General features: G+C 63.2%; 24 protein-coding genes. 17 read left to right on the forward strand and 7 right to left on the reverse strand.

Going from position 1 to position 22,763, the window contains the following annotated elements; genetic code table 11:
* The first annotated feature begins 21 nt into the window (after nucleotides 1-21).
* Nucleotides 22-1,425, forward strand: coding sequence for an amidase (locus NLM15_RS16620; RefSeq protein ID WP_254118139.1), 1,404 nt, complete (start codon nucleotides 22-24; stop codon nucleotides 1,423-1,425).
* A 43-nt stretch (nucleotides 1,426-1,468) separates the two neighbouring features.
* On the opposite strand, the gene NLM15_RS16625 is transcribed toward NLM15_RS16620, so the two are convergent.
* From NLM15_RS16625 to NLM15_RS16630, 3 genes are all read right to left on the reverse strand, one after another.
* Nucleotides 1,469-2,212 (reverse strand): methyltransferase domain-containing protein, encoded by a 744-nt coding sequence (locus NLM15_RS16625; protein WP_254118140.1) that lies wholly within the window; start codon nucleotides 2,210-2,212, stop codon nucleotides 1,469-1,471.
* Between the two features lie 137 nt (nucleotides 2,213-2,349).
* Nucleotides 2,350-2,472 carry a hypothetical protein gene (locus NLM15_RS43510; protein WP_256565447.1) on the reverse strand — a complete coding sequence of 41 codons (123 nt, stop codon included), beginning with the start codon at nucleotides 2,470-2,472 and terminating at the stop codon, nucleotides 2,350-2,352.
* 102 nt (nucleotides 2,473-2,574) lie between these two features.
* Nucleotides 2,575-2,811, reverse strand: a complete 237-nt coding sequence (locus NLM15_RS16630) for a hypothetical protein (protein ID WP_254118141.1) — start codon at nucleotides 2,809-2,811, stop codon at nucleotides 2,575-2,577.
* Nucleotides 2,812-3,302: 491 nt separating this feature from the next.
* Between NLM15_RS16630 and NLM15_RS16635 the strand changes: the two genes are divergently transcribed.
* Nucleotides 3,303-4,595: a c-type cytochrome gene (locus NLM15_RS16635; RefSeq protein ID WP_254118142.1), complete on the forward strand. Its 1,293-nt coding sequence runs from the start codon at nucleotides 3,303-3,305 to the stop codon at nucleotides 4,593-4,595.
* Nucleotides 4,596-4,626: 31 nt separating this feature from the next.
* On the opposite strand, the gene NLM15_RS16640 is transcribed toward NLM15_RS16635, so the two are convergent.
* Entirely contained in the window at nucleotides 4,627-6,597 is a 1,971-nt protein-coding gene (locus NLM15_RS16640; RefSeq protein ID WP_254118143.1) for a 4Fe-4S binding protein, read from the reverse strand.
* A gap of 130 nt (nucleotides 6,598-6,727) precedes the next feature.
* On the opposite strand from NLM15_RS16640, the gene NLM15_RS16645 reads away from it, so the two are divergent.
* The 10 genes from NLM15_RS16645 (at nucleotide 6,728) to NLM15_RS16690 (ending at nucleotide 15,871) form a co-directional block, all read left to right on the forward strand.
* Nucleotides 6,728-7,495 carry a biotin/lipoate--protein ligase family protein gene (locus NLM15_RS16645; protein WP_254118144.1) on the forward strand — a complete coding sequence of 256 codons (768 nt, stop codon included), beginning with the start codon at nucleotides 6,728-6,730 and terminating at the stop codon, nucleotides 7,493-7,495.
* Nucleotides 7,492-7,986: a DUF6505 family protein gene (locus tag NLM15_RS16650; RefSeq protein WP_309144930.1), complete on the forward strand. Its 495-nt coding sequence runs from the start codon at nucleotides 7,492-7,494 to the stop codon at nucleotides 7,984-7,986. The genes NLM15_RS16645 and NLM15_RS16650 overlap by 4 nt, the downstream gene beginning before the upstream one ends.
* Entirely contained in the window at nucleotides 7,979-8,983 is a 1,005-nt protein-coding gene (locus tag NLM15_RS16655; protein WP_254124262.1) for a DUF6352 family protein, read from the forward strand. The genes NLM15_RS16650 and NLM15_RS16655 overlap by 8 nt, the downstream gene beginning before the upstream one ends.
* Entirely contained in the window at nucleotides 8,980-9,495 is a 516-nt protein-coding gene (locus NLM15_RS16660; protein ID WP_254124263.1) for a DUF3305 domain-containing protein, read from the forward strand. The genes NLM15_RS16655 and NLM15_RS16660 overlap by 4 nt, the downstream gene beginning before the upstream one ends.
* Nucleotides 9,492-10,097, forward strand: a complete 606-nt coding sequence (locus tag NLM15_RS16665; RefSeq protein WP_254118146.1) for a DUF3306 domain-containing protein — start codon at nucleotides 9,492-9,494, stop codon at nucleotides 10,095-10,097. Before NLM15_RS16660 ends, NLM15_RS16665 begins: the two co-directional genes overlap by 4 nt.
* A 134-nt stretch (nucleotides 10,098-10,231) precedes the next feature.
* Nucleotides 10,232-11,023, forward strand: a complete 792-nt coding sequence (locus NLM15_RS16670; RefSeq protein ID WP_254118147.1) for a molecular chaperone TorD family protein — start codon at nucleotides 10,232-10,234, stop codon at nucleotides 11,021-11,023.
* A gap of 29 nt (nucleotides 11,024-11,052) precedes the next feature.
* Entirely contained in the window at nucleotides 11,053-11,262 is a 210-nt protein-coding gene (locus tag NLM15_RS16675; RefSeq protein WP_254118148.1) for a twin-arginine translocation signal domain-containing protein, read from the forward strand.
* 11 nt (nucleotides 11,263-11,273) lie between these two features.
* On the forward strand, nucleotides 11,274-14,222 hold the full coding sequence (locus NLM15_RS16680; protein WP_254118149.1) for a formate dehydrogenase subunit alpha: 2,949 nt from the start codon (nucleotides 11,274-11,276) through the stop codon (nucleotides 14,220-14,222).
* Between the two features lie 12 nt (nucleotides 14,223-14,234).
* The gene (fdh3B, locus tag NLM15_RS16685) at nucleotides 14,235-14,831 is read left to right on the forward strand and encodes a formate dehydrogenase FDH3 subunit beta (RefSeq protein WP_007592757.1); all 597 of its coding nucleotides are present in this window, start codon (nucleotides 14,235-14,237) and stop codon (nucleotides 14,829-14,831) included.
* Between the two features lie 38 nt (nucleotides 14,832-14,869).
* Nucleotides 14,870-15,871, forward strand: a complete 1,002-nt coding sequence (locus tag NLM15_RS16690) for a formate dehydrogenase subunit gamma (protein WP_254118150.1) — start codon at nucleotides 14,870-14,872, stop codon at nucleotides 15,869-15,871.
* Nucleotides 15,872-15,905: 34 nt separating this feature from the next.
* Here the strand turns inward: NLM15_RS16690 and NLM15_RS16695 are convergent, their stop codons facing one another.
* Nucleotides 15,906-16,109, reverse strand: a complete 204-nt coding sequence (locus NLM15_RS16695; protein ID WP_254118151.1) for a hypothetical protein — start codon at nucleotides 16,107-16,109, stop codon at nucleotides 15,906-15,908.
* A 490-nt stretch (nucleotides 16,110-16,599) separates the two neighbouring features.
* Here NLM15_RS16695 and NLM15_RS16700 point away from each other — a divergent pair, with 490 nt between their 5' ends.
* The 5 genes from NLM15_RS16700 to NLM15_RS16720 are packed head-to-tail and all read left to right on the forward strand — an operon-like array spanning nucleotide 16,600 to nucleotide 21,747.
* Nucleotides 16,600-17,550 carry a PDR/VanB family oxidoreductase gene (locus tag NLM15_RS16700; RefSeq protein WP_254118152.1) on the forward strand — a complete coding sequence of 317 codons (951 nt, stop codon included), beginning with the start codon at nucleotides 16,600-16,602 and terminating at the stop codon, nucleotides 17,548-17,550.
* Nucleotides 17,551-17,569: 19 nt separating this feature from the next.
* Nucleotides 17,570-18,910 (forward strand): Rieske 2Fe-2S domain-containing protein, encoded by a 1,341-nt coding sequence (locus NLM15_RS16705; RefSeq protein WP_254118153.1) that lies wholly within the window; start codon nucleotides 17,570-17,572, stop codon nucleotides 18,908-18,910.
* Nucleotides 18,907-19,383, forward strand: coding sequence for an aromatic-ring-hydroxylating dioxygenase subunit beta (locus NLM15_RS16710; protein ID WP_254118154.1), 477 nt, complete (start codon nucleotides 18,907-18,909; stop codon nucleotides 19,381-19,383). Before NLM15_RS16705 ends, NLM15_RS16710 begins: the two co-directional genes overlap by 4 nt.
* Nucleotides 19,384-19,390: 7 nt before the next feature.
* A complete protein-coding gene (locus tag NLM15_RS16715) occupies nucleotides 19,391-21,007 on the forward strand; it encodes an ATP-dependent acyl-CoA ligase (RefSeq protein ID WP_254118155.1) in 1,617 nt (538 codons plus the stop codon).
* Between the two features lie 11 nt (nucleotides 21,008-21,018).
* The gene (locus NLM15_RS16720; RefSeq protein ID WP_254118156.1) at nucleotides 21,019-21,747 is read left to right on the forward strand and encodes an SDR family NAD(P)-dependent oxidoreductase; all 729 of its coding nucleotides are present in this window, start codon (nucleotides 21,019-21,021) and stop codon (nucleotides 21,745-21,747) included.
* 8 nt (nucleotides 21,748-21,755) lie between these two features.
* On the opposite strand, the gene NLM15_RS16725 is transcribed toward NLM15_RS16720, so the two are convergent.
* Both NLM15_RS16725 and NLM15_RS16730 read right to left on the reverse strand, forming a co-directional pair.
* Nucleotides 21,756-22,238, reverse strand: coding sequence for a MarR family winged helix-turn-helix transcriptional regulator (locus NLM15_RS16725; RefSeq protein ID WP_254118157.1), 483 nt, complete (start codon nucleotides 22,236-22,238; stop codon nucleotides 21,756-21,758).
* A 26-nt stretch (nucleotides 22,239-22,264) separates the two neighbouring features.
* Entirely contained in the window at nucleotides 22,265-22,732 is a 468-nt protein-coding gene (locus NLM15_RS16730; RefSeq protein ID WP_254118158.1) for a MarR family winged helix-turn-helix transcriptional regulator, read from the reverse strand.
* Nucleotides 22,733-22,763 lie beyond the last annotated feature (31 nt).

Raw genomic sequence — 22,763 nt, forward strand, 5'->3', positions numbered from 1 at the left:
CGACAACAGCGGGGCTGTCAGATGTCAGCAGATCCAATTCACTACAAGTCCATCACCGAACTCTCCGAGCTGTTTCGCCGGGGCGAGCTTCTGCCCTCGAAAGTGACTGAGGCGATGCTGAGCCGGATCGCGAAGCTGGACGGCAGGTTTCACGGTTATGCGCTCGTCCTCGCCGAGCGCGCCATGGCGCAGGCGAAGCGCTGCGACGTCGAGCTTGCCAAGGGCATCTGGCGCGGGCCGTTGCACGGCGTGCCGATCGGATTGAAGGATCTTTGCTACACTACGTTCGCGCCGACCGCTGGCGGCACCACGATCCACGCCAGGTTTGTTCCGTCCTTCAATGCGACGATCGTGGATCGGCTTGAGCACGCCGGTGCCGTCACGCTCGGCAAGCTCAAGATGACCGAGGGCGCCTATACCAGCCACCATCCGAACGACCAGGCGCCGCTCAATCCCTGGGGCGTCGACTATTGGGTCGGCTCCTCCTCGAGCGGATCGGGCGTGGCGACCTCGGCGGGGCTCTGCTTCGGCTCGATCGGCAGCGACACCGGCGGCTCGATCCGGTTTCCGTCGGCGACCTGCGGCTTGACCGGGATCAAGCCGACCTGGGGACGCGTCAGCCGTCACGGCGTCTTTCCGCTGGCGGACTCGCTCGACCATGTCGGACCAATGTGCCGGAGTGCGGCCGATGCGGCCGCCATGCTCGGCGTCATTGCGGGCGCCGATGTCAACGACCCGACGGCCCTGCAGGCCCCGGTGCCGAATTATCTCGCCGGGATCGGGGACGGCATCCGCGGCTTACGGATCGGCGTGGACCGCAGCTACACCCAGGACGGAATCGATCCGCAGGTGGTCGCCGCCTTACTGGAAGCGGAGCGCATGCTTGCGGACCTTGGCGCCGATATCCGCGAGGTCAAGTTCCCGGACTACCAGAAGCTCGTCAGCATGTGGATCCCGATGTGCTCGATCGAGACGGCAGAGGCGCATCTCGAGACCTATCCGTCGCGGAAGTCGGAATACGGCCCCGATCTCGCGCAGCTTATCGAGCAGGGCAGGTCGATGAGTGGCGTCGAGATCGCAGCGATCCATCATGAGCGACTGAAGTTCTGCGGCAGCCTCGCCGCCCTGTTCGGCGATATCGACCTGCTGTTGATCCCGACCATGCCCGTGCCGATCCCGACGCTGACCAAGATGGGCGAATATGGCGCCGATCCGAACGTTCTGCTCAGTATCCTTCGCTTCACCGCCGTGTTCGATTTCTCGGGCAGCCCGACCATCACGCTGCCGAACGGCATGGCGTCGGACCGGCTGCCGCTCAGCATGCAGCTCGTCGGCCCGCATCTATCCGAAGATGTGCTTGCCCGTGCCGGGTACGCATTCCAGTCAGTGACGGATTGGCATACGCGGCGTGCGCCCATCGAATGAGCGGCATCGGAATGGTTTTGGGCAGGTGACCTTCATCGTATGATCAGCGAAAGCCGACGCGATCCGTGCAGGCAACGATGTCGCGAGGAGGTTTTCGACCTCCGGCCTGCGGTGGAGCGAACACCGCCAGGTACCCGCCATCGCCTGCGAGCCGATACGTGGCGATCTCGGCGTAGTCAACGGCGGTCAGTTCGCAACGCAGCAGATCAATCGGCGTGCCATGCCTTGAGGTCGGGCGCTCGAAGTCGACAATTCCGATCCGCGCGCCCGGCTTCAAGGCCGGTGCGAGATTATAGAGGAACGCATAGGGCTGGGTTATCTCATGATACATGCGGGCGAGGATGGCGGCATCCAGCGAGGAAGCGGGCAGGCGTGGGTCGTGTGGTTCGCCCAACGCGTATATGATGTTCGTCAGCCCCAACCGTTCTGTTCGCCTGTCGAGTTCGATGAGATAGTCCCGCATGATGTCCTGGGCGACGACGACACCCTTTGGGCCGACGATGTTTGAGAGGCGGACCGTGTAATAGCCGCTGCCTGCACCGATATCGCCGACCGTCATGCCTGGTTTCAGCTCGAGAAGACGGGCGACCTCACCGACCTCATCCAGGACGTCGCGGTGCTCCCAGGCGGAGCGGCTCAGGCCGGCGATCGGCGCAACCGGGCGCCGAGTTGGGAGAAAATCCTTGGCAGGGAGTCCCGGAGAAGTCAGATAACCAATGTCAGCGGCGCATACGCGAGTTGTGCCCAGCGCCGCGACAAGCGCCACGATGAGGACCAGCGTCATCATGCGGCCGCCAGGTATCAGACGCGGTCGTTCACGTTGCGAAAGACGTGGGCCCAGGGCACGCGCCCCTTCTCTCCCTTCTCTAGAGATAGCAGCCGGGCATGGAGCAGGCCGCCCCGGCGCCTCTTGCGGCCGGCGTCTTACAGACGCACGCCGGTTGTGGCAAACGCCTGGGAAACGGGTTCCTGCACCTGATCCAGGATTGCCATTGCGCCAAATGCGATGACAATGGCCGCAGCGCAGCCGAGCAGAAAAGCCTTCATGCGCAAACTCCATCACTTGCAAGCCGCCTGCATCTTACGACGCCGCTTGCTGTGGGCAACTGTGACGGACGATCTCAAGCTCACCCGCCGTTCCTGCCGACTCTAAGGGCTCATGAAAATCGGGTCGATTGGAAATGCATCGCCGATCAACCCCAGCGCTTGAAGGTCGGCGCGGTGCAAGTCCACTTCCAATATGGCGACGAGCAGCATGAGCACGACAACCGTGAGGACGAGGAGAGGCGAGGCTTCCCGGGTCGCTGGCTCCGGAGTGATCAAAAGCACGCGCACGGCGCGCAGCCATGAGATCATCCGCAGAAATGGCCTCGATTGCCCCAGCATGCCTTTTCCTTGACATGACGAGCAAAGACGTGACCAACCAAAGCTAGGACTCGCGCTGCCGCCATTCAAGGGAGAATGCCGACGATGGGCGAACTGACGCAGTGCGCTTTGAGGAACGGATATCGATCCTTCCTCGTTGGGCTCCAAAGGAGGAGTTCGCCGTGAAGGCACTGACATCCATCCTATGCCTGGCAGCAGTCGTGACCTTCGATAGTGCGCCCGCCCAGTCCGGACAGACAGGGTCGCCTGCGGCACAGACCCGTCCCGAAGAGAAGGGCCAAATACAGCCTCAGGGCTGGACGGGCCCCATCAATACGGGTTCGGGCGGCGCGCCCGCGGAAAGTCCGCAAGGTCAGAGTCCGCCCGGGATGCAGGCGGCGCCCGAGGGCTCGTCCAAAAAGGTCGTTGCACCGGAAAAGTAGACGTCGTGCCGCGGACATTTCTTTCGGGCATTCTTGAAGGCGTGGAGCAACCATGGCCGGCAAAGATTGATGGGGTGGGCTTCGTGCGCCCGGGTCGCCGCGACCCTCCTGGCGATTGTTGCTGCGTCAGCGGCACACGCGCAGCTTGCGGGGCACGGCGGTCCTGTACGGGCGCTCGCCGTTTCGCCAGACGGCGACAGCCTGTTGTCGGGCAGCTTCGACACGTCCGCCATCCGCTGGGCGCTGAAGACCGACGCGGCGGGTGAGGTGCTGCGGTATCATGCGGATGCCGTCAACGCCGTTGCGTTCCTGAAGGACGGCCGCATGATCACAGCGGGTGCCGACGGCCGGATTGCGCTCTGGACGGCAGGCCTGCAGCAGCCCGATCAAGTCCTGGAGGGGCATACCGGTCCGGTGGTGGCACTCGCCGTGGCGCCGGGCGGATCGATGCTCGCCTCGGCGTCGTGGGACCACAGCGTGCGGCTCTGGTCCCTGGCCGATGGCGCGTCACGCGCCTTTGAGGGGCACGTGCAGAACGTGAATGGTGTCGCCTTCGCTCCGGACGGCATGTCGCTCGTGAGCGTCGGCTACGATCGTGCGTTGTGCATCTGGCGCTTGCCGGAGGGCCGGCCTGAAACAGTGGTATTGCCGGCGCCATTGAACGCCGTCGCAATTGCGTCCGATGGGGAGATCGTCGCCGCAGGGGCCGACGGCAAGCTGCGCATGCTGACGGCGGACGGAAAGCCGGCTGGCGAGGTGGCCGCAGGCTCGGCACCGATCGTTGGCTTGGCCCTTTCCGACGATGGGACGCTGATCGCCGCCGCAGGCATCGGCGGCACGGTTGCCATTGTGGAGCGCAAGTCCCGCAGTGTGTTGAGGACTCTCGTGGGGCCCGGCTTCCCGGTCTGGTCGGTCGTCTTCCTGCACGATGCGGCCACGCTCGTGACCGGAGGTGCGGACGGAAAAATCCGGCGTTGGAATATGCGGAGCGGTGAGCCGGTCGGTTCGAACCTGTTCGGGACATCAGCGGATCCGCTGGCTGCCTATGCGGGCGATCATGGCGCCGATGTCTTTCGCGCCTGCGTTGCCTGTCACACGCTGTCGACCAAGGAGGCGCAACGTGCGGGGCCGACGCTAGCCGGATTGTTCGGCCGGAAAATCGCGTCCGTCCCCGGCTATCGGTTTTCCGAGGCGCTCAAGACGATGGATATCGTCTGGACCCCCGAGACCGTCGCAAAGCTGTTTGAGGTCGGGCCCAACGTCTACACGCCGGGAACGAAGATGCCGGAGCAGCGCATCGGATCGGCCGAAGACCGCCGTGCATTGACCGACTTCCTGGTCCGGGCGACCTCGCATAAGTGAGGACCCGAACGCTGATGACGGACGGTCGCGCTCAGGTCTTGCTGTCCGGCCGGCGCAAATAATCCTCGGTGGTTCGGGGCGGCGCGCGTTCCGGAACGCCCGCAAACGGATCGAACTGCTGTTCACTCATCGCGATCGCGCGGCAATCGGCGCACATCCTGATGGTGTCGAGGCGCTTGTCGCCGGCCGGATACATCCAGTGCCGGCCCTCGAGCTTCGCCGCGATCCGATCAATCGTGCTTCTTACGCCGAACGCCGTGCCGCAGCGGATGCAAAGCGCGGGCTCTTCCTCCTTGATCACAACCGCGCTCGCGCGGCCGGCGCGGAAATCGATCTGGGGCTTGAGCGTGATGACCTTTTCGGGACAGGTGCTCTGGCAGAGGCCGCATTGCACGCACGCATCTTCGACGAATTTGAGCACCGGGCGTTCGGGATCGTCGCGGAGCGCGCCGGTCGGGCAGACGGAAACGCAGGACAGGCACAGCGTGCATCCACTGGTATCGACGCTCACTGCGCCGATCGGAGCGCCCTGAGGCAGCGCAATGACATCGACCGGGTTCGGCGCGAGGCGATGCAGCTCGCTCAACGCGAAGCGGAGCAGGTCGCGCCGCTTGCCGACAGTCTTGAACGTCGCTGGCGTCTTCACGCTGGCAAGTCGTCCGATACCCTTCAATTGCTCCAGCAATGCATCCGGATCGTCGGTTTCGATCGCAGCGACCCGGCGCCCTTCAAATCCGAGGCCCGCAAGGATGGTCTCTGCCATGCCGATCGTTTGCCTCAGCCCGGTCACGTCATGCCGCGGCTTGCTGCGGAGCAAGAACCGGAATGCGGCCGCTCCGTAGGCAAAGGCGCCGATCACGGCCTCAGGCCCGACCTGCGTCACTTCATTGACGGCCAGAGGGATGACTTGCGCAGGCAGACCATCGCCGTGCCGCGCAAGCGCGTCGATCAAAGGCGTGCCGTGTTGGCCGTCGTGCAGCAACAGGACAGGGCTGGATCCGCCCGCCTGATGATAGGCGAGCAGCATGGCGCGGATGGTGTGAAGCTGGGTGTCCGCGGGCGGCAACGCGTAGGACGCCGCGCCCGTTGGACAAGCGGCGGCACATTGGCCGCAGCCGGCGCAAATCGCGGCATCGATGGCAACGTGATTGCCGGCCGGTGTGATCGCGCTCGTGGGACACAAATCGAGACAACGATGGCAGCCGGTCAGATTCGAGCGCGAATGTGCGCAAAGATCGGGCGTGAACTCGACATATTTGGGCTTATCGAAACGTCCGACAAGATCACGCGCGCTCAGGACGGCGCGGAGCATGGCGCCCGGGTCCTTGGGATCGGCCCGCAGGTAACCGTCACGCAAATCATGCGCTGGAAACAGCGCTCTCTCTCCCGATAGGTCAAGGATGATGTCACAACGCGAGGTGGCGCCATTGCGTGGCGTTTCAAAGACGTAGTGATCGCGTGAGGAGGGACGCGGGCGAGCGTAGTCGTCGATCGTGAGCTCGAAGGCGCCAAAATGTCCTCTGGCGTTACGGATCGCTCCCTTCACGACCGGGAAGGACGTTGCCACAGGCGAGATGATCTCGCGCGGCTCCCTCAGCATCACCGTCACATCGAGGTGCTCCGAAAGCAGCCGCCCGGCTTCGATTGCCGCTTCGTCCCTGCCGTAGATCAGGATGACCCCGTCGCTCGCCAGCGTGACCAGCGGATAGTCGGGCGCCTGCACGGCGCTCGCTGCGAGCAGCGCTGCCATTTTGGGGCCCGCTTGCGCGCCCTCGGTCGACCAGCCTGCCGTTTCGCGAACGTTTACGAACGCGATGGGCGCGGAGCGCTCGCCGGATTCCTCTGCAAACAAGGATTGCTGATACGTGCAGGCAACGGTCAGAGGGCCCTCTGCCTTTGCGCCTGCGCGAAAATGGTCGAGCTCGGCGCCGCACAGGTGACGAAAACTCTTGATGTCGCCATTGCCGCATCCGCGCTGGATCGCGGTCACGTCAAGCCGCATCGTGTCTTCACACGAGCAAATCAGGATGGTCTTCGCTGGCTGCTCCAGGTTCATCCCTCCCGAGACGAGCGACGAATGACGGACTCGCGCCGATCCTTTGCCTCGTATAGATATTGTCAATCGGGAAAAAGTGGAGGACGGCCTGCGGTCGATCCCAACCAGCCACGCTTCCATGGCGGAACCCATCCAACTGCCGCCGCCCTTTGCCTTGGTCCGATTGCGCGAGAGCGGAGATGCGTTTGCCCATGCATGCCGCATTGCACCGGAAAGCGGGGCCGGCACGCTGGTCTATGTAGGACGCTTCGATGTTGCCGAGTTCGCGGTGGTGCTGGAGCCGGCCGAGCCGCTGACCACCGCACGCCGCGCCTTTTACGCTGGCATGGTTGCCCTGACCGACGCCCTGCGCGCCTATGCGCCGCCGGCCAAGGAGGTCGCGATCGGTTGGCCTGATGCGGTGAGGATTGACGGAGCGCTGGTCGGAGGGGGACGGCTGGGCTGGCCCGCATCCGTGGACGAGGATGAGCCGCCGGGCTGGCTCGTATTCGGAGCCATGATCCGGACAGTCGCGATGAACGATCGTGATCCCGGTGTTCACCCGCTTGCCTCCGCCCTGGATGAGGAAGGGTTCGGCGAGGCCGGTGCAGTGCAGATGACGGAGAGTTTTGCGCGGCACCTGATGCGGGCGATCGACAATTGGCAGGTCGATGGATTTGACAGCGTCGCGCGCGAATATCTCGGCCGCATGCCTCGCGAGCGGCAGACGTTGCGACGCATCGATGATCGCGGCGATCTGCTCACGCGCCGCATCGGAAGTGACACGACTGAGCGGGCAGACCTTGTTAAAGCGCTCGCCGCGCCATCCTGGCTCGATCCTGATCTCGGAGGGCCAGGGTCGTGAAAAAGGCTGCGAAACTTCTGCGCACCATCGCGCTCGATGCCTCCGATACCTTCATGTTCGACGTGCCGGCAATCTCGGGCGAATGGGCGGTCTCCGGCGCGTTTCGTTTCTGCGATCAGGATCCGGGGACGCTGGGCGGAAAGGCGCGTGCCGCCTTCCGTAGCGGCTTTCTCGGCGTGCAATCCTGGGGATGGTCGACACTTGCGCAGATTGTTCCGGCGACCGAGGACGATTGCCAGGCGCTGATCGAACTCCTTGCCAGGCAACTCGTTGACCGGTTCGGCGCACCGGACATGGCAATTGCGAGGACCGCTGCGGAAGAGGAAGTCACCTTTGCGCAGACGCTCTGCACGCACCCGATCAGTTCGCTCATTGCGGTCCATCGTTCGGCGCGAGATGGCGAAGTCCACGAGGCCTTCCGCAAGCTGCAACTGCGGGAAGGGCAGCCGCATGGCAGGGCATTCTCGTTCATGGAAATCGAGGATGAGTGATTTCTGGATCGCATGTGGCCATCACCTGCTCGATCGCGACGAGAGCGGCGGGCTTCGTGTCACCGACGAATTCTTGAAGGCATATTTTGCCCGTCCCGAGCTGATGCCGCCGAGGGACGCGTGCCCGGTCGAACGGGGACTGCATCGCGATATGCTCGCCGATCCGCGCCGGGCGGTCGGAGCGGACGACGTCACCGCGATCGCCGATGAGGATGCGCGCGAGAACTGGCGCTTCGTGCTGGGCTTTCGCGATCTCATGTTGCGGCACTCAACACTCGAGGCTGCGTATCTCGCGGCCCTGCGCTCGCGGTCAAACCACCTGCCGCCGCTGTTCATCAATCAACTTGTGCACGTGATCCTGCGCAATGTCCTTGATGGCAACAACGATCCGTTCGTGCTGCGCGCCGCCGAGCTGTTTTTCCGGCCGCAGCGGATCCTGCCGCATGAGCAGGCCTTGCTGCTTGGCGATGAAGAGGTCGTCGGCGGTCGCAGCCCGACGCCTGTCTTGTCGCTGATCTCGATGCTGGGCACCAAGGTGGACGCGCAGCTCGACGTGCTGAGCGAGGACAATGCCGAGAGCTATTGGGACCGCAGCGACCGGTTTGACATGGCCCTCGATCTTACCGCGGGTGGGCGAGGGTCTCGCGCGCTGGCGCAGGCAATGACACGCTGGGTCTCCCATCTGCTCGGCATCGACGTTGTCATTGAACCGCTGACGGAACCACGCGAGGTGAAGCTGACCTGGTATATCGGGTTGGACGCCGATGCCACCAAGATGGGCGATCGGCTTTGGCACGGCGAGGAGCTTGACGAGCCTAGCGCGGGGAGAGTGCTTTCGCTGTTTCGCCTGACCTTTGCGGACTCGCAGCTCGCCTTGGAGAGCTTGCAGGGCGAGCCGGTCTATCTGATCCTGGCGATGACGGCCGATCACAAGCTCCGCATGAAACCGCAGAATCTGTTAGCGGGACTCCCGATCAGGCGCGTGGAGGCCATCTGATGAGCGCCGCCCCGCCAATCGTGCGCATCCCCGTCGGCATCGTCGTCGAACGACGCAGGGCGGAGTCGCCTTGGGTCGATTTCATCTGGCGGAGCACCGCCGTGTTGCCGGACGAACCGGATACGAAGCCCTGGACAATCTTGCGCGAGCAGGAGGGCAACACCTTGTTTTATGCCGGCAGCGCAACGGTTGATCTGTACGTGTCGGAAACCGCGCGTTACCGCGACAATGTTGCCTCCGGCACGCCGAGCATCTGGGTGGTCTTGAGCCCATCCGAGGGGGCCTGGCCTTATGCGATCGCCGCAGCGACGGCTGATCCCGCGGAAGGAGAGGGGTTTACCGAGGCCGCTGACAATCTGGTTGAAGCCGTACCAATGCCCGAGGTCGTGCGCGAGGTGATTGAAAGTTTTGTTGCCGAACACCACGTCGAGAGAGAGTTCGTCAAACGCGAGCGACGGCGCGCCGATCCCGAAGCCCTGGCGCGTCGGCAGCATGAAGGCGGGCAAGAATGACTGAGGAAGAGTTTCTCGCACGTTGGTCGCGCCGCAAGCTCGGGTCAAAACGGAATGCTCCGCCGGCGGAAATAGCCGGGCCGGCCGATGAAGCCGCGGTGTCGCCCCCGGCGGCCAAGGCCGAGCCGGACGTGGATCTCGGCAGCTTGCCGTCGATCGATGCGATCGCGGCCGGGACCGACATCACCGCATTCCTGCGCAAAGGTGTTCCGCAGGAATTGATGCACGCGGCTCTTCGCCGTGCCTGGACGGCCGATCCCGCGATCCGCGATTTCGTGGGGCTCGCCGAAAACGCCTGGGACTTCAACGATCCGAATGCCATGCCGGGGTTCGGACCGCTCGATTGCTCGCAGGCCGAGTTGGCCGCCTGGGTCGACCGGATCGTCGGCGGCCTGCGGAACGCTGTAGAGGCATCTTCCGACACGCCAACGCAATTGCAGGAGTCCGCGGACGTTCCAAAAGCGGATGTTGTGCACTCCGCAGTGCTTACAGAGTTTGATCAAGCGGTCCACACCGAGATCGCTGCTCCCGTTGCATCGCAACCGACCACGGAAGCCGCGACTGTTCGGCGCCGCACACATGGCGGTGCTCTTCCTCGCTGACACTGCGACCAAAGGTATAGCCTCACGCTATGGGTCGGCGATTGACCGTCCGAGGAGCGAGGTCTACGCTCTGTTAGCGCTTTGTTACGCAAGCAAAATCGGTCATTCGGGGGTCTCGGGCGACGGAGGTCCATATGCGTGACGCCGGGCTTGATCGTGCCATTGACGCCGCAGGCGGCGTGGCCCGGCTTGCGCGCAAAATCCGCATCAGACAGCCCTCGGTTTCGAACTGGAGCAAGATACCCGCTCAGCGGGTGATTGCGGTGGAAGCGGCAACAGGTGTTCCCCGGGCAGAACTGCGGCCCGATCTCTATCCCGATCACCATCACGAACGCACGATGTCGCAAGACAGCATCGATCCGATCGATGTCGCGCGATCGCGGGAATATGGCCTTCTCGCTGTCTTGCTCGCGGCTGCGCCGTCCAGGAGCTTGCTCGATCGGCTTACCGGTTTGAGCGGAGACGGGACCCCGCTTGGTCAGGCTCACGCTGGCTTGGCGGAAGCAGCTTCGCGAGCGAGCGCAGCTCAGGTCGAGCGCGAATATTTCGACCTCTTCGTTGGTCTCGGCCGCGGCGAGTTGCTGCCCTACGCCTCCTACTATTTGACCGGCTTCCTCAACGAACGGCCGCTGTCACGTTTGCGAACCGATCTCGCGGCGCTCGGCATCGCGCGCGCCGAGGGCAATTTCGAACCAGAGGATCATGCCGCCATCCTCTGCGAGATCATGGCAGGAATGGCCGACGGCCAACTGGATGCGCCGACGGATGTGCAGCGCGCACTGTTCGAGAAACACGTCTCGCCCTGGATGGGACGCCTGTTCGCCGACATGGAACAGGCGGCAAGCGCAAGATTCTATCGCGCGGTCGGCACGCTCGGCCGCCTGTTTATCGAGGTCGAGAGGCAAGCATTTTCGTTCGCTGAGTGACCAGCGCAGGCTGGTCCGGGAGAAATGCGATGAACGAAGACAAGCAAGCGACCGTCGGAAGGCGCGACTTTCTCCGCAAGGTTGGCATCGGCACGGTAGGCGCTGGCGCCACGCTGGCGACGCCGCTCGTCGGCTCTGCGCAAGCCGACAGCGAGAATGACGATGAGAAGCGCAAGGCGCGCTACAAGGAATCCGATCACGTGAAGGCCTATTACCGCGTCAACCGCTATCCCGCCTGAGGGAGGCTGCCGTGCTTATCAAGCGATCAGATCAGCATTCTGGATCCGGCCACCGCGGCTCAGTCGCCGATACCTTGGCACACCAGGCCGGCGGTCTCGATCGCCGCACCTTCCTGCGGCGGTCCGGTCTTGCAGGTGGTGCGCTCGCGGCACTCGGCACCATGCCGGTTTCCGGCGTGCGCAAAGCGGAAGCCGCCGTGGCGGGTCCGCTGGCCGCCGGCGCCACCGTCAGGAAAAGCATCTGTACGCATTGTTCGGTCGGATGCACCGTGACGGCGGAGGTGTTGAATGGGGTCTGGATCGGTCAGGAACCGACCTGGGATTCCCCCATCAATCGCGGATCTCATTGCGCGAAGGGGGCTTCCGTACGCGAGCTGGTGCACAGCGAGCGGCGCTTGCGCTATCCGATGAAGCTCGTGAACGGGCAATGGGCGCGCGTCTCCTGGGAGACCGCGATCAACGAGATCGGCGACAAGATCCTCGAGGTTCGCGAAAAATCGGGCCCCGATTCCGTTTACTGGCTCGGATCGGCCAAGATGACCAATGAAGGCGCTTATCTGTTCCGCAAGCTCGGGGCGTTCTGGGGTACCAACAACACCGACCATCAGGCCCGCATCTGCCATTCGACCACCGTCACCGGCGTCGCCAACACCTGGGGCTACGGCGCGATGACCAACAGCTACAACGATATCCGCAATGCCAAGACCCAGATGATCATGGGCGGCAATCCGGCCGAGGCGCATCCGGTTTCGTTGCAGCATCTGCTTGAGGGCAAGGAGCTGCAAAAGGCCAACTTCATCGTCATCGACCCGCGCATGACGCGCACCGCGGCGCACGCGACGGAATATGTGCGGATGCGTCCGGGCACTGACATTCCGATACTCTACGGCATCATGTGGCACATCCTCCAGAACGGCTGGGAGGACAAGGAATTCATCAGGCAGCGCGTCTACGGCTTCGACGATCTCCGCAAGGAAGTGGAGAAATGGAATCCGGAAGAGGTCGAGCGCGTCACCGGCATTCCCGCCGAACAGCTCAAGCGGGTCGCCAAGATGTTCGCTACCGAGAAGCCGTCGACCTTGATCTGGGCCATGGGCCAGACCCAGAAGACCGTCGGCACGGCCAATGTGCGGGCGAGCTGCATTCTGCTGCTCATGACCGGCAATGTCGGTGGACCGGGCATGGGCGCCAACATCTTCCGCGGCCACGACAATGTGCAGGGCGCGACCGATGTTGGTCTCGATATTGTGACACTGCCATTCTACTACGGCCTCGCCGAGGGTGCGTGGAAGCACTGGTCGCGGGTCTGGGATGTCGACTACGAGTTCTTGAAGTCGCGCTTTGTTTCCAAGCAGATCATGGAAACTCCCGGCATTCCGCTCACCCGCTGGTTCGAGGCGGTGACGTTGCCGAAGGATCAGGTCGCTCAGCAGGACAATGTGCGGGCCGTGTTCGTTCAAGGACACGCCAGCAACAGCATCACGCGGATTCCGGAGTCTCTCAAGGGCCTGAAGGCGCTGGACCTACTCGTCATTGCCGACCCGCATCCCACGACCTGGGCATCGCTGGCGGTCGAGGCCGGCCGCAAGGATGGCATCTACATTCTTCCGGTGGCCACGCAATTCGAGTGCAAGGGATCGCGCGTCGCCTCGAACCGCTCGCTGCAATGGGGCGAACAGATCGTGAAGCCGATCTTCGAATCCAAGGACGACCTCGAGGTCATCTATCTGATGGCCAGGAAGCTCGGCTTCGCCGACCAGATGTTCAAGAAAATCAAGGTCGATAACAATCTGCCTGAAGCAGAAGATGTGCTGCGCGAGATGAACCGCGGCAGCTGGTCGACCGGTTATTGCGGGCAATCGCCCGAGCGGCTCAAGGCGCACATGAAGAACCAGGCAAAGTTCGACATGCTGACGATGCGTGCGCCCAAGGACGATCCCGAGGTCGGCGGCGATTATTACGGCCTGCCGTGGCCGTGCTGGGGCTCGCCGGAAGTCCGGCATCCCGGCACGCCGCTGCTCTACAATACCAATCTCGCGGTGATGGACGGCGGCGGCACGTTCCGGCCGCGCTTCGGCATCGAGCGCGAGGAGAAGCTGCCCGACGGGACCACGCGCAAGGTCAGCCTGCTGGCCGACAAATCCTACTCCAAGGATTCCGAGATCCAGGACGGCTATCCCGAATTCACGCTGGCGAGCCTGAAGAAGCTTGGCTGGGACACGGATCTCACCGAAGCGGAGATGGCCACGATCATGAAGGTCAATCCGACCAATCCGGATTTGGTGTCGTGGTCGCTCGATCTCTCAGGGGGCATCCAGCGGGTCGCGCTCAAACACGGCTGCGTGCCGTATGGCAATGGCAAGGCACGGATGAATGCCTTCGGCCTGCCTGATCCGATTCCGGTCCATCGCGAGCCGATCTACACGCCACGTGTCGACCTCGTCGAGAAATATCCGACGCTGCCTGATGCCAAGCAGTTTCGCATGCCCAACATCGGCTTCTCGGTGCAGAAGGCCGCCGTGGAGAAGGGGATCGCCAAGCAGTTCCCGCTCATCCTCTCCTCAGGCCGTCTCGTCGAGTATGAGGGCGGCGGCGAGGAGACCCGGACCAATCCGTGGCTTGCCGAACTGCAGCAGGACATGTTCATCGAGATAAATCCGGCCGATGCCGCCGATCGCGGCGTCAAGGACGGCGGCTGGGTCTGGGTCACGGGCGCCGAGAACAGTTCCAGGGCGAGGATGAAGGCGCTCGTCACCGAGCGTGTCGGTAGGGGCGTGGCCTGGATGCCTTTCCACTTCGGCGGTTGGCTCGCCGGCAAGGATCTCCGGGGCAACTATCCGAAGGGCACTGATCCGATCGTGCTCGGCGAAAGCGCCAACACGATCACCACCTACGGATACGATCCCGCGACGAACATGCAGGAGACCAAGGTCACCCTTTGCCAGATCTCGGCGGCATAAGGAGCAACGACGATGGCACGTATGAAATTCCTCTGCGACGCCGACCGTTGCATCGAATGCAATGCCTGCGTCACCGCCTGCAAGAACGAGCATGAGGTGCCCTGGGGTATCAACCGGCGCCGCGTGGTCACCATCAATGACGGCAAGCCGGGCGAGCGTTCGATCTCGATGGCCTGCATGCATTGCACCGACGCGCCCTGCGCGGCCGTGTGCCCCGTGAACTGCTTCTACACCACTGCCGACGGCGTGGTGCTGCACTCCAAGGACCTCTGCATCGGCTGCGGCTATTGCTTCTACGCCTGTCCGTTCGGCGCGCCGCAATATCCCAAGGTTGGAAACTTCGGCTCGCGCGGCAAGATGGACAAATGCACCTATTGCGCCGGGGGCCCCGAGGCCGACGGCAGCAAGGAGGAATACGAGAAGTATGGCGCAAACCGGCTGGCGGAGGGCAAGCTGCCGCTGTGTGCCGAAATGTGCTCGACCAAGTCGTTGCTCGCCGGCGACGGGGAGATTATCGCCCAGATCTACAAGGAACGCGTGATGAAGCGCGGCTACGGCTCCGGCGCGTGGGGCTGGAAGACCGCGTATCGCGAGACGATCGAGTCCTGACGCGGACGGCAGTCAAGGACGCGATGCGGGAGGCGCAGATGGCGTCATTTGGAAGATTCGTTAGCTTGCTGTTCGGAGCATGTGCGCTGCTTCTGGTGATCACGGCGGTTCCTGCGAGTGCCCAGCAGGTCAACCCGACCGCGAGCTCCGTCAAGGAGCAGCAACTGCTGCAGGAACTCAACCGGATCCAGGGCCGTGTCAGCATTCCGGATCAGAGGTCGGGCGTGCTCGAGCAACCGCAGGGGCGCGAATGGCGGGAGTTTCGCAATGTCACGCTGCGCTGGATCGGCGGCGTCGCGATTATCGGCATGTTGGCGCTGCTCGTGATCTTCTATCTTACCCGTGGCATGGTGCGGCTCGAAAGCGGGCGATCGGGACGTGCGATCGTGCGCTTCAACCTGTTTGAGCGCTTCGTGCATTGGATGACAGCCAGCTGCTTCATCATCCTCGCCATCTCCGGTCTGAACATCACCTTCGGGCGGCCGCTGTTGTTGCCGCTGATCGGCTTCGAGGCCTTCTCCGAGTGGTCGCAATGGGCGAAGTATGCCCACAACTATCTGAGCTTCCCGTTCACCATCGGCGTCGTCCTGATCTTCCTGATGTGGATCGCGGGAAATATCCCGAACAAGGTGGATGTTGCCTGGATCAGGCGGGGAGGGGGCCTTGTCGGCCATGATCATCCGCCGGCCTATCGCTTCAATGCCGGCCAGAAGATGATCTATTGGATCGTCGTCATCGGGGGCGGCCTCGTCGCCGCAACGGGATACGCGCTGATGTTCCCGTTCTACATGAGTGGTATCGAAGGCATGCAGGTGGCCCAGATCATCCACTCCGTGGTGTCCGTACTATTCGTGGCCGCAATGATTGCGCATGTTTACATCGGCACGATCGGGATGGAGGGAGCCTTCGAGGCCATGGGCTCGGGTGAGGTCGACCTCAACTGGGCACGCGAACATCACAGCCTTTGGCTCGACGAGCAGATGGGGCGAACTGGACCGAGCGGTCAAAAGCCGCAACGGGCGACCGCTGCGGCTGAATGAAAAGGACGGCTGATAGAGGTTGGTCCGGTATGCTCTATTGCGTCCGCTCTCTGGCGAACAGGACGGAGCGGTCCTCGATCTGCTGCTCCGGTAGTGTGCCCGCTCGGCCTGTTTGCAGCTCCTGAATATTTGGCATGCCGCTCTGTGCAGAGCTAAAAAGTGCATGCGATCTGAGCATGCTGCTGGCCGCACTGATGACGAGCAAGGCCGAAACAAGCGAAAGCATAATGCGTTTCATCCGACATCTCCATCCGGAGTTGCATCCTCCAGGACGGCGTAAGCTTTAATTCGCCCCGGCGATGTGAGCCGCATCACATTTTTCCAAGCTTTCTCTGGGTCCCACGGTTAACCAAAGGGCGAGCGATCCTCGTTGGTCCAGTTTCGTTGAAGCGATGTCACCTTCGCAGGAGTTATTCGGCGGCCCGGACAGTTTGGCTGCAAAGCAGGTTACCCCTGATCGTCGTTGTTGCGATCAAGACTGTATCCAGGCGAACGGCCGGCCGACGCGGACGTGGGGCACGATCGCATTGACAGGAGCGGGCCTCCCACCCGCGGCCGGAAGCTGAGCCCGTTTTTCGCCGGGCGGCCGGAGCGCGCCCCCCGACAGCCAATTTCAGTGCAGACCCCTCGGCCGCCGCTGATGGCATTTTGGGCCGCCACCCGACGATTGACATGGAATTATTACATGTCTAAAAATATGCAAATTCATATAATTGTGAGATGCCTGAATGGACACGCATCCGCTCAAGATCAAGCTGAGGTCGTCTAACGCGGAAACCGCGTTGGTACGGAGCCTTGTGTTTGGCGTGGAGAAGGGTGTTGTGCCGCGATGGCAGGCGGGCGCGCATGTTCGCGTGGCGCTCCCGAATGGGGGTGACCGGCCGTATTCACTGATGGCCTTGCCGGGACTCCCGGACGATGCGCTGGCGCTCGGGGTCCTGCGCGAGCAGGCCTCGACCGGAGGCTCGCAGTTCATGCACGCGCTGAAGATCGGCGATGTCGTAAAGGCGACCGCGCCGGTGAACAATTTCAGTCTGCACGGAGAGGCTTCACCTGCGCTGCTGTTTGCCGGTGGCATCGGCATCACGCCGATCCTGTCGATGGCGGCTGAGCTGAAAGCTCGCGGCAACCCGTATCGCCTGCACTACGCGGGCCGCGCGCGCGGGATGCTGGCGTTCCTGCCGCAATTGCAGGAGATCTGCTTGAGCAGCCTCTCCGTCCATCATGACGACGACGACTCCCGCCTCGATATCGCAGCGGCGCTCGGTGATGTGTCGGCAAACTGCCACATCTACGTCTGCGGCCCTGGGGGAATGATCGAGGCGGTGAAGGCGGCGGCGCTGGCCAGGGGCATTGCCCCGGACCACATCCATTACGAGCTATTCAAGGCAGAGCAACCGAGCGCGCCCGACAAGCCGTTCGAGGTCGAGCTCAAGTCGAGCGGGCAGGTCGTCACCGTCGCGGCCGGCCAGACCATCATCCAGGCGCTGGAGGCGGTAGGTCTCGACGTTCTCTACGACTGCCAGCGCGGCGATTGCGGCATCTGCCAGTGCGGCGTGATCTCGGGCGTTCCCGATCATCGCGACGTCATTCTCAGCGACGACGAGAAGGCGTCAAACAAGGTCATGCAGATCTGCGTGTCGCGCGCGAAATCGGAACGGCTGGTGTTGGATCTCTAGCGGGAGGCAAGGGGGCGTCATGGACAGATACCGGAACAATGCCTTAGCGATCGACGCGCTGGTGCGCGACGCCGAGGTGCATCGCGACGTCTATGTCGACCCTGAAATCTTCGAGCTCGAGATGGAGCATCTGTTCCCGAATAGCTGGATCTATGTCGGGCATGCCAGCCAACTCGCAAAGCCCGGCGATTTCATCACCGCCAATATCGGCCGGCAACCGGTGCTGGCGAGCCGTCATACCGACGGCTCTATCCACGTTTTCTACAATCGCTGTCCGCACAAGGGCGTGAAGATCGCATCAGAGCCCTGCGGCAACACCGGAAAATTCTTCCGCTGTCCCTATCATGCCTGGTCGTTCAAGACCGACGGCTCGCTGCTCGCGATTCCCCTGAAGAAGGGCTACGAGGGGACCGGGTTCGGCGATGCGCAGGCCAATGAGGGGCTGTCGAGGATCAGGAACGTCGTCGTCTATCGCGATTTCATCTTCGTGCAGTTGAATGACAACGGTGTTTCCTTCGAGGATTATTTCGGTGAGAGCCTGTCGACCATCGACAACATGGTCGACCGGTCGCCGGAGGGGAAGCTCTCGGTCGTCGCTGCGCCGATCCGCTACATGCACACCTGCAATTGGAAGATGCTGGTCGAGAACCAGACCGACACCTGCCATCCGATGGTGGCGCATGAAAGCTCGGCGGGCACCGCGGTCAAGGTCTGGAAGCGCGAGCAGGGCTCCTCCACGGAAACGCCGATGGCGGTGCAGCTCTACGGCCCGTTCATGAGCCCTTACGAGTTCTACGAGCAGAGCGGCATCAGGATCTGGCCGAACGGCCATGGTCACACTGGCGTCGCCAACTCGATCCATTCCAACTACTCGGACGTCGAAGGCTATGTCGGCCAGATGGTTGCGGCCTACGGCGAGAAGCGGGCGTACGAGATCCTCGGCGAAGTCAGGCACAACACCGTCTATTTTCCGAACATCATGGTGAAGGGGGCGGTCCAGATCCTGCGCAATTTCATCCCGATCGCGGTCGACAAGACGCTGGTCGAAAGCTGGGTCTATCGCCTGGTCGGCGCGCCCGACAAGCTCTACGAGCGCGCGCTGATGTACAACCGCTTCATCAACGCGCCGACCTCGATCGTCGGACACGACGATCTCGAAATGTATGAGCGCGCCCAGGAAGGGCTGAAGTCCAACGGCAATCAATGGGTCAATCTCCAGCGCCTCTATGAGGCCGGTGAGCAGGCGGACGTCACCGCCGTCATCAACGGGACATCGGAACGGCAGATGCGAAACCAGTTTCATGCCTGGGCCAAGTTCATGACCATCGACATGGGCGAGCGCGTCGAGGCCGCCGAATGATCACCGAGAAGACCATCACGGACTTCATCTACCGCGAGGCCGATCTCCTCGATACGATGCAGTGGCAGGCCTGGCTCGATCTGTTTCATCCCGAAGGGCGTTACTGGATGCCGCTGGAATGGCAGCAGCAGGACCCGGTGCTTCAACCGTCCCTGATGTACGAGGACCTGCTGCTGTTGAAGGTGCGGGTCGAGCGCCTCGCCGGCGAACGCACCTTCAGCCAGAAGCCGAAGAGCCGCTGCCATCATCTGCTCCAGGCGCCGCAGGTCGTGGCGTGCGATCCGGAGGCTGGCGTGTTCAAGGCGCGGACCTCCTACGTCTACACGGAGACGCGCGGCGACATGCTGGAGCGCTTCTCGGGATGGGCCTCGCACGATCTCGTTCAGGTCGGCGACACCCTGAAGATCAAGCTCAAGCGGGTCGATCTCGTCAATTTCGACGCGCCGTTCGGCAACATCCAGCTCTTCATGTGAGAATGCCTTGACCGCTGCGACCACCGTCTACGCGCGCTTTCGCGAAACCGCCCTCCGCCGAAGCGAGGCGAGTTTCCTCAACGTTCTGCCGGAAACCGCCGACATCTACGGCATCGTGGCCGGGGAGATTTCCTATCGCGCCATGCTAGAGCGGGTCGAGCGTCGGCGATCGGCGTTCGCGCACCAAGGCTATGGCGAGGGCCACCGGGTCGGGCTTCTGCTCCAGAACCGGCCGGTGTTCATCGAGTTGTGGTTCGCGCTGAACGCGCTCGGCGTCTCCGTCGTGCCGATCAATCCGGATTTGCGGATGAGCGAGCTCGAATACATCATCGCGCATTCCGAGATGAACGCGGCGTTCGTGCTCGCCGAGCGACGCGCCGAGGTCGAGACCGCGGCCCGTCAGGCCGGCCGGCCGATTCCGGTGGTGGCCGATGACGACGACGTTCCCGCGCCATTTGGCGGCACGCTGGCCGCGACCGCAGGCGACGGCGCGACCGAATGCGCGCTGCTTTACACGTCGGGAACGACCGGGCAGCCCAAGGGCTGCGTGCTGACCAACACCTACTTTCTGCATTCCGGAAACTGGTATCGCGATGTCGGCGGGCTGTGCGGGCTGAAGGCCGAGGGCGAGCGCATGATCACGCCGCTGCCGCTGTTCCACATGAACGCGATGGCGGTGTCGCTGATGGCGATGCTGTCGGTCGGCGGCAGCCTCACCATGCTCGATCGCTTTCATCCGCGCAGCTGGTGGATGTCGGTGCGCGACAGTCGCGCCACGTGCCTGCATTATCTCGGCGTGATGCCCTCGATGCTGATGAGCGCGCCTGCCTCCGAGCAGGACAAGGCCCATACCGTGCGGTTTGGATTTGGCGCCGGCGTCGACAAGCTCTTGCATGCGCCGTTCGAGGAGCGCTTCGGCTTTCCGCTGATCGAAGCCTGGGCGATGACCGAGACGGGCAGCGGCGGCGTGATCGCCGCCAATGTCGAGCCGCGCAAGATCGGCACCAGCTGCTTCGGCCGCCCGGCGCCCGAGGTCGAGGTTCGCATCGTCGATGAGAGCGGCAGCGATGCGGTGGTGGGAACGCCGGGCGAACTCCTGGTGCGGCGGGCCGGCACGGATCCACGCTACGGCTTCTTCCGGGAATATCTGAAGAACCCGGAGGCCACCAATGAGGCGTGGGCGGGCGGATGGCTGCACACCGGCGACATCGTCTCGCGCGATGCGGACGGCGATCTTCATTTCGTCGATCGCAAGAAGAACGTCATCCGCCGCTCCGGCGAGAACATCGCCGCGGTTGAAGTCGAGTCTGTCCTGAATCGCCATCCCGCGATCCGGCAGGCGGCGGTCGCGGCCACCCCCGATCAGGTGCGCGGCGACGAGGTCGCAGCCGTCATCATTGCGGAGCGGGCGGGGGCGGACCGCGCGCTCGCCGAAGACATTGTCCGCTGGAGCTTGGGGCAGATTGCCTATTACAAGGCGCCGGGCTGGATCTGCTTCGTCGACAGCCTGCCGCTGACCGCGACCGAGAAGATCCAGCGCGGCGGGCTCAAGGACTATGTCGCGAAGCTGATGGGCGAGGGCGCGTTCTTTGATCTCCGCGACCTCAAGCGGCGGCAGGTCTGAGGGAGCTGATCATGAGCGCGATCCGTACGACACTCGTCACCGGCGGCAATTCGGGAATCGGTGAAGCGCTCGCCAAGAGGCTCGTCGAGAAAGGCCAGCGCGTCGTCTCGGTCGGGCTGGAGAAGCCGGGCTGGACCCACGAACTGCTCACTGCCTATTGCGCCGACCTGACCGACATCGGACAGACGCGCACCATCGCGCAGGAGATCTGCCGGGATCACGCCATCGATCGCCTCGTGCATAACGCAGGCATCATCCTGCCGAACCTGCTGCAAAATGCAAAACCCGAGGACATTCTGACCCTGGCGCAACTGCATCTCGGCGCGCCGATGCTCCTGACCCAGGCTGCGATGGAGGGGATGCGCGCGCGCCGCTTCGGCCGCATCGTGTTCGTCAGCTCGCGCGCCGCGATGGGGGCGGCGACGCGCTCGGCCTATTCCGCCACCAAGGCTGGCGTGCATGGCATGGCGCGGACCTGGGCGCTGGAGCTTGCCTCGAGCGGCATCACCGTGAATGTCGTCGCGCCGGGGCCGATCCTGACCGACAATTTCTGGGGCATCATTCCGAAAGGCTCAGAGCAGCAGCAGCGGATGGCGAGCAACGTGCCGGTCGGGCGGCTCGGCTCGCGTGAGGATGTCGCCCATGCGATCGAGTTCTTCCTCGATGAGCGCTCGGACTTCGTGACGGGGCAGGTGCTCTACGTCTGCGGCGGCACCAGCCTCGTCGGCCTTGGTCCTTGACACCTCATTCAGATCTGGTTCTGCCTGATATTCTCGACCATCTTCGCAAGCACGCGGGCGCAGACCTCGATCTCGTCGGGGTCGATGCCCGCGATCAGCCGGTCGTAGTTGTTGGTCATGATCGGCCAGATCTTGCGCAGCAGCGCTTCGCCGTCGGGCGTCAGCCCCACCACGCGGCGACGCTGGTCCTCCTCCGCGATCTCGCGCTTGACGAGGCCCGACGACACCATGGACTCGACCATGCGGCTCGCGGTCGACTGCTCGGTGACGGCGAGCACGGCGATCTCGTTGACGGTCAGTGTCTTGTAGATGAACAGCACCGACAGCGTTCGAAACACGACATTGTTGATGCCGTGCTCGGTGAGATCACGGTTCTGGTCCAGGTTCCAGCGATTGGCGAGCCGGTTGAACAGATACGGAATGTAGCCTTGCAGCTGGTCCCGCGTCCGGGGCGGACCCGATTTCCACCTGCTCTTGGAGTCTTTGGCCATTATCTCTTGCGACTTTACTTCTTGCTTCAGGGGCGAATTTTCGAGGAGAGGGAGCGGAGCACCGACAGCGCGGTGTCCAGCTCCCGGGCCGGAATGTTCTCCAGCCGTTTGCTGAGATGCCTCTTGTGGACGTCCGCCGCCTTCCGAAACAGCTGCTCGCCCTTCGGCGTCAGACGCACGATGAACGATCGCCGATCCTCGCTCGACATTTCCTTGCTGATGAGGTCGTCAGCCAGAAGGCGTTGCACCAGCCCCGAGACATTGCCGCCGGAGACCTTCAGGTTTTGCGATAGCTGCCCGAGCGCCATCCCGTCCGGGTAGCGGTCGAGCTGGGCCAGCACGTCGAACTTCGCCAGCGACAGTCCGAACTCCGCGCCCAGCATCGCATTCAGCGACGCGAAAATCTCTCCGTGCAAGGACAGCAGTTGAAGCCAGAGCCTGGTTTCGATCTGCCCATAGGCGGGACCAATGTTCTCTTTGAGTGCTGCCGGCATCGCATGACCATCGAGGACAAAATGTCTCGTC

Origin of the sequence: Bradyrhizobium sp. CCGB20, from assembly GCF_024199855.1 — a bacterium.
Classification (GTDB): Bacteria; Pseudomonadota; Alphaproteobacteria; order Rhizobiales; family Xanthobacteraceae; genus Bradyrhizobium.

Excerpts from the sequence above, each read along its gene's own strand:
- NLM15_RS16620 (WP_254118139.1), top strand. The coding sequence starts at position 22 with ATGTCAGCAGATCCAATTCACTACAAGTCCATCACCGAACTCTCCGAG.
- NLM15_RS16625 (WP_254118140.1), bottom strand. The coding sequence starts at position 2,212 with ATGATGACGCTGGTCCTCATCGTGGCGCTTGTCGCGGCGCTGGGCACA.
- NLM15_RS16640 (WP_254118143.1), bottom strand. The coding sequence starts at position 6,597 with ATGCGGCTTGACGTGACCGCGATCCAGCGCGGATGCGGCAATGGCGAC.
- NLM15_RS16695 (WP_254118151.1), bottom strand. The coding sequence starts at position 16,109 with ATGAAACGCATTATGCTTTCGCTTGTTTCGGCCTTGCTCGTCATCAGT.
- NLM15_RS16630 (WP_254118141.1), bottom strand. The coding sequence starts at position 2,811 with ATGCTGGGGCAATCGAGGCCATTTCTGCGGATGATCTCATGGCTGCGC.
- NLM15_RS43510 (WP_256565447.1), bottom strand. The coding sequence starts at position 2,472 with ATGAAGGCTTTTCTGCTCGGCTGCGCTGCGGCCATTGTCATCGCATTT.
- NLM15_RS16710 (WP_254118154.1), top strand. The coding sequence starts at position 18,907 with ATGATCACCGAGAAGACCATCACGGACTTCATCTACCGCGAGGCCGAT.
- NLM15_RS16675 (WP_254118148.1), top strand. The coding sequence starts at position 11,053 with ATGAACGAAGACAAGCAAGCGACCGTCGGAAGGCGCGACTTTCTCCGC.
- NLM15_RS16720 (WP_254118156.1), top strand. The coding sequence starts at position 21,019 with ATGAGCGCGATCCGTACGACACTCGTCACCGGCGGCAATTCGGGAATC.
- NLM15_RS16670 (WP_254118147.1), top strand. The coding sequence starts at position 10,232 with ATGCGTGACGCCGGGCTTGATCGTGCCATTGACGCCGCAGGCGGCGTG.
- NLM15_RS16665 (WP_254118146.1), top strand. The coding sequence starts at position 9,492 with ATGACTGAGGAAGAGTTTCTCGCACGTTGGTCGCGCCGCAAGCTCGGG.
- NLM15_RS16655 (WP_254124262.1), top strand. The coding sequence starts at position 7,979 with ATGAGTGATTTCTGGATCGCATGTGGCCATCACCTGCTCGATCGCGAC.
- NLM15_RS16730 (WP_254118158.1), bottom strand. The coding sequence starts at position 22,732 with ATGCCGGCAGCACTCAAAGAGAACATTGGTCCCGCCTATGGGCAGATC.
- NLM15_RS16725 (WP_254118157.1), bottom strand. The coding sequence starts at position 22,238 with ATGGCCAAAGACTCCAAGAGCAGGTGGAAATCGGGTCCGCCCCGGACG.
- NLM15_RS16705 (WP_254118153.1), top strand. The coding sequence starts at position 17,570 with ATGGACAGATACCGGAACAATGCCTTAGCGATCGACGCGCTGGTGCGC.
- fdh3B (WP_007592757.1), top strand. The coding sequence starts at position 14,235 with ATGGCACGTATGAAATTCCTCTGCGACGCCGACCGTTGCATCGAATGC.
- NLM15_RS16700 (WP_254118152.1), top strand. The coding sequence starts at position 16,600 with ATGGACACGCATCCGCTCAAGATCAAGCTGAGGTCGTCTAACGCGGAA.
- NLM15_RS16690 (WP_254118150.1), top strand. The coding sequence starts at position 14,870 with ATGGCGTCATTTGGAAGATTCGTTAGCTTGCTGTTCGGAGCATGTGCG.
- NLM15_RS16635 (WP_254118142.1), top strand. The coding sequence starts at position 3,303 with ATGGGGTGGGCTTCGTGCGCCCGGGTCGCCGCGACCCTCCTGGCGATT.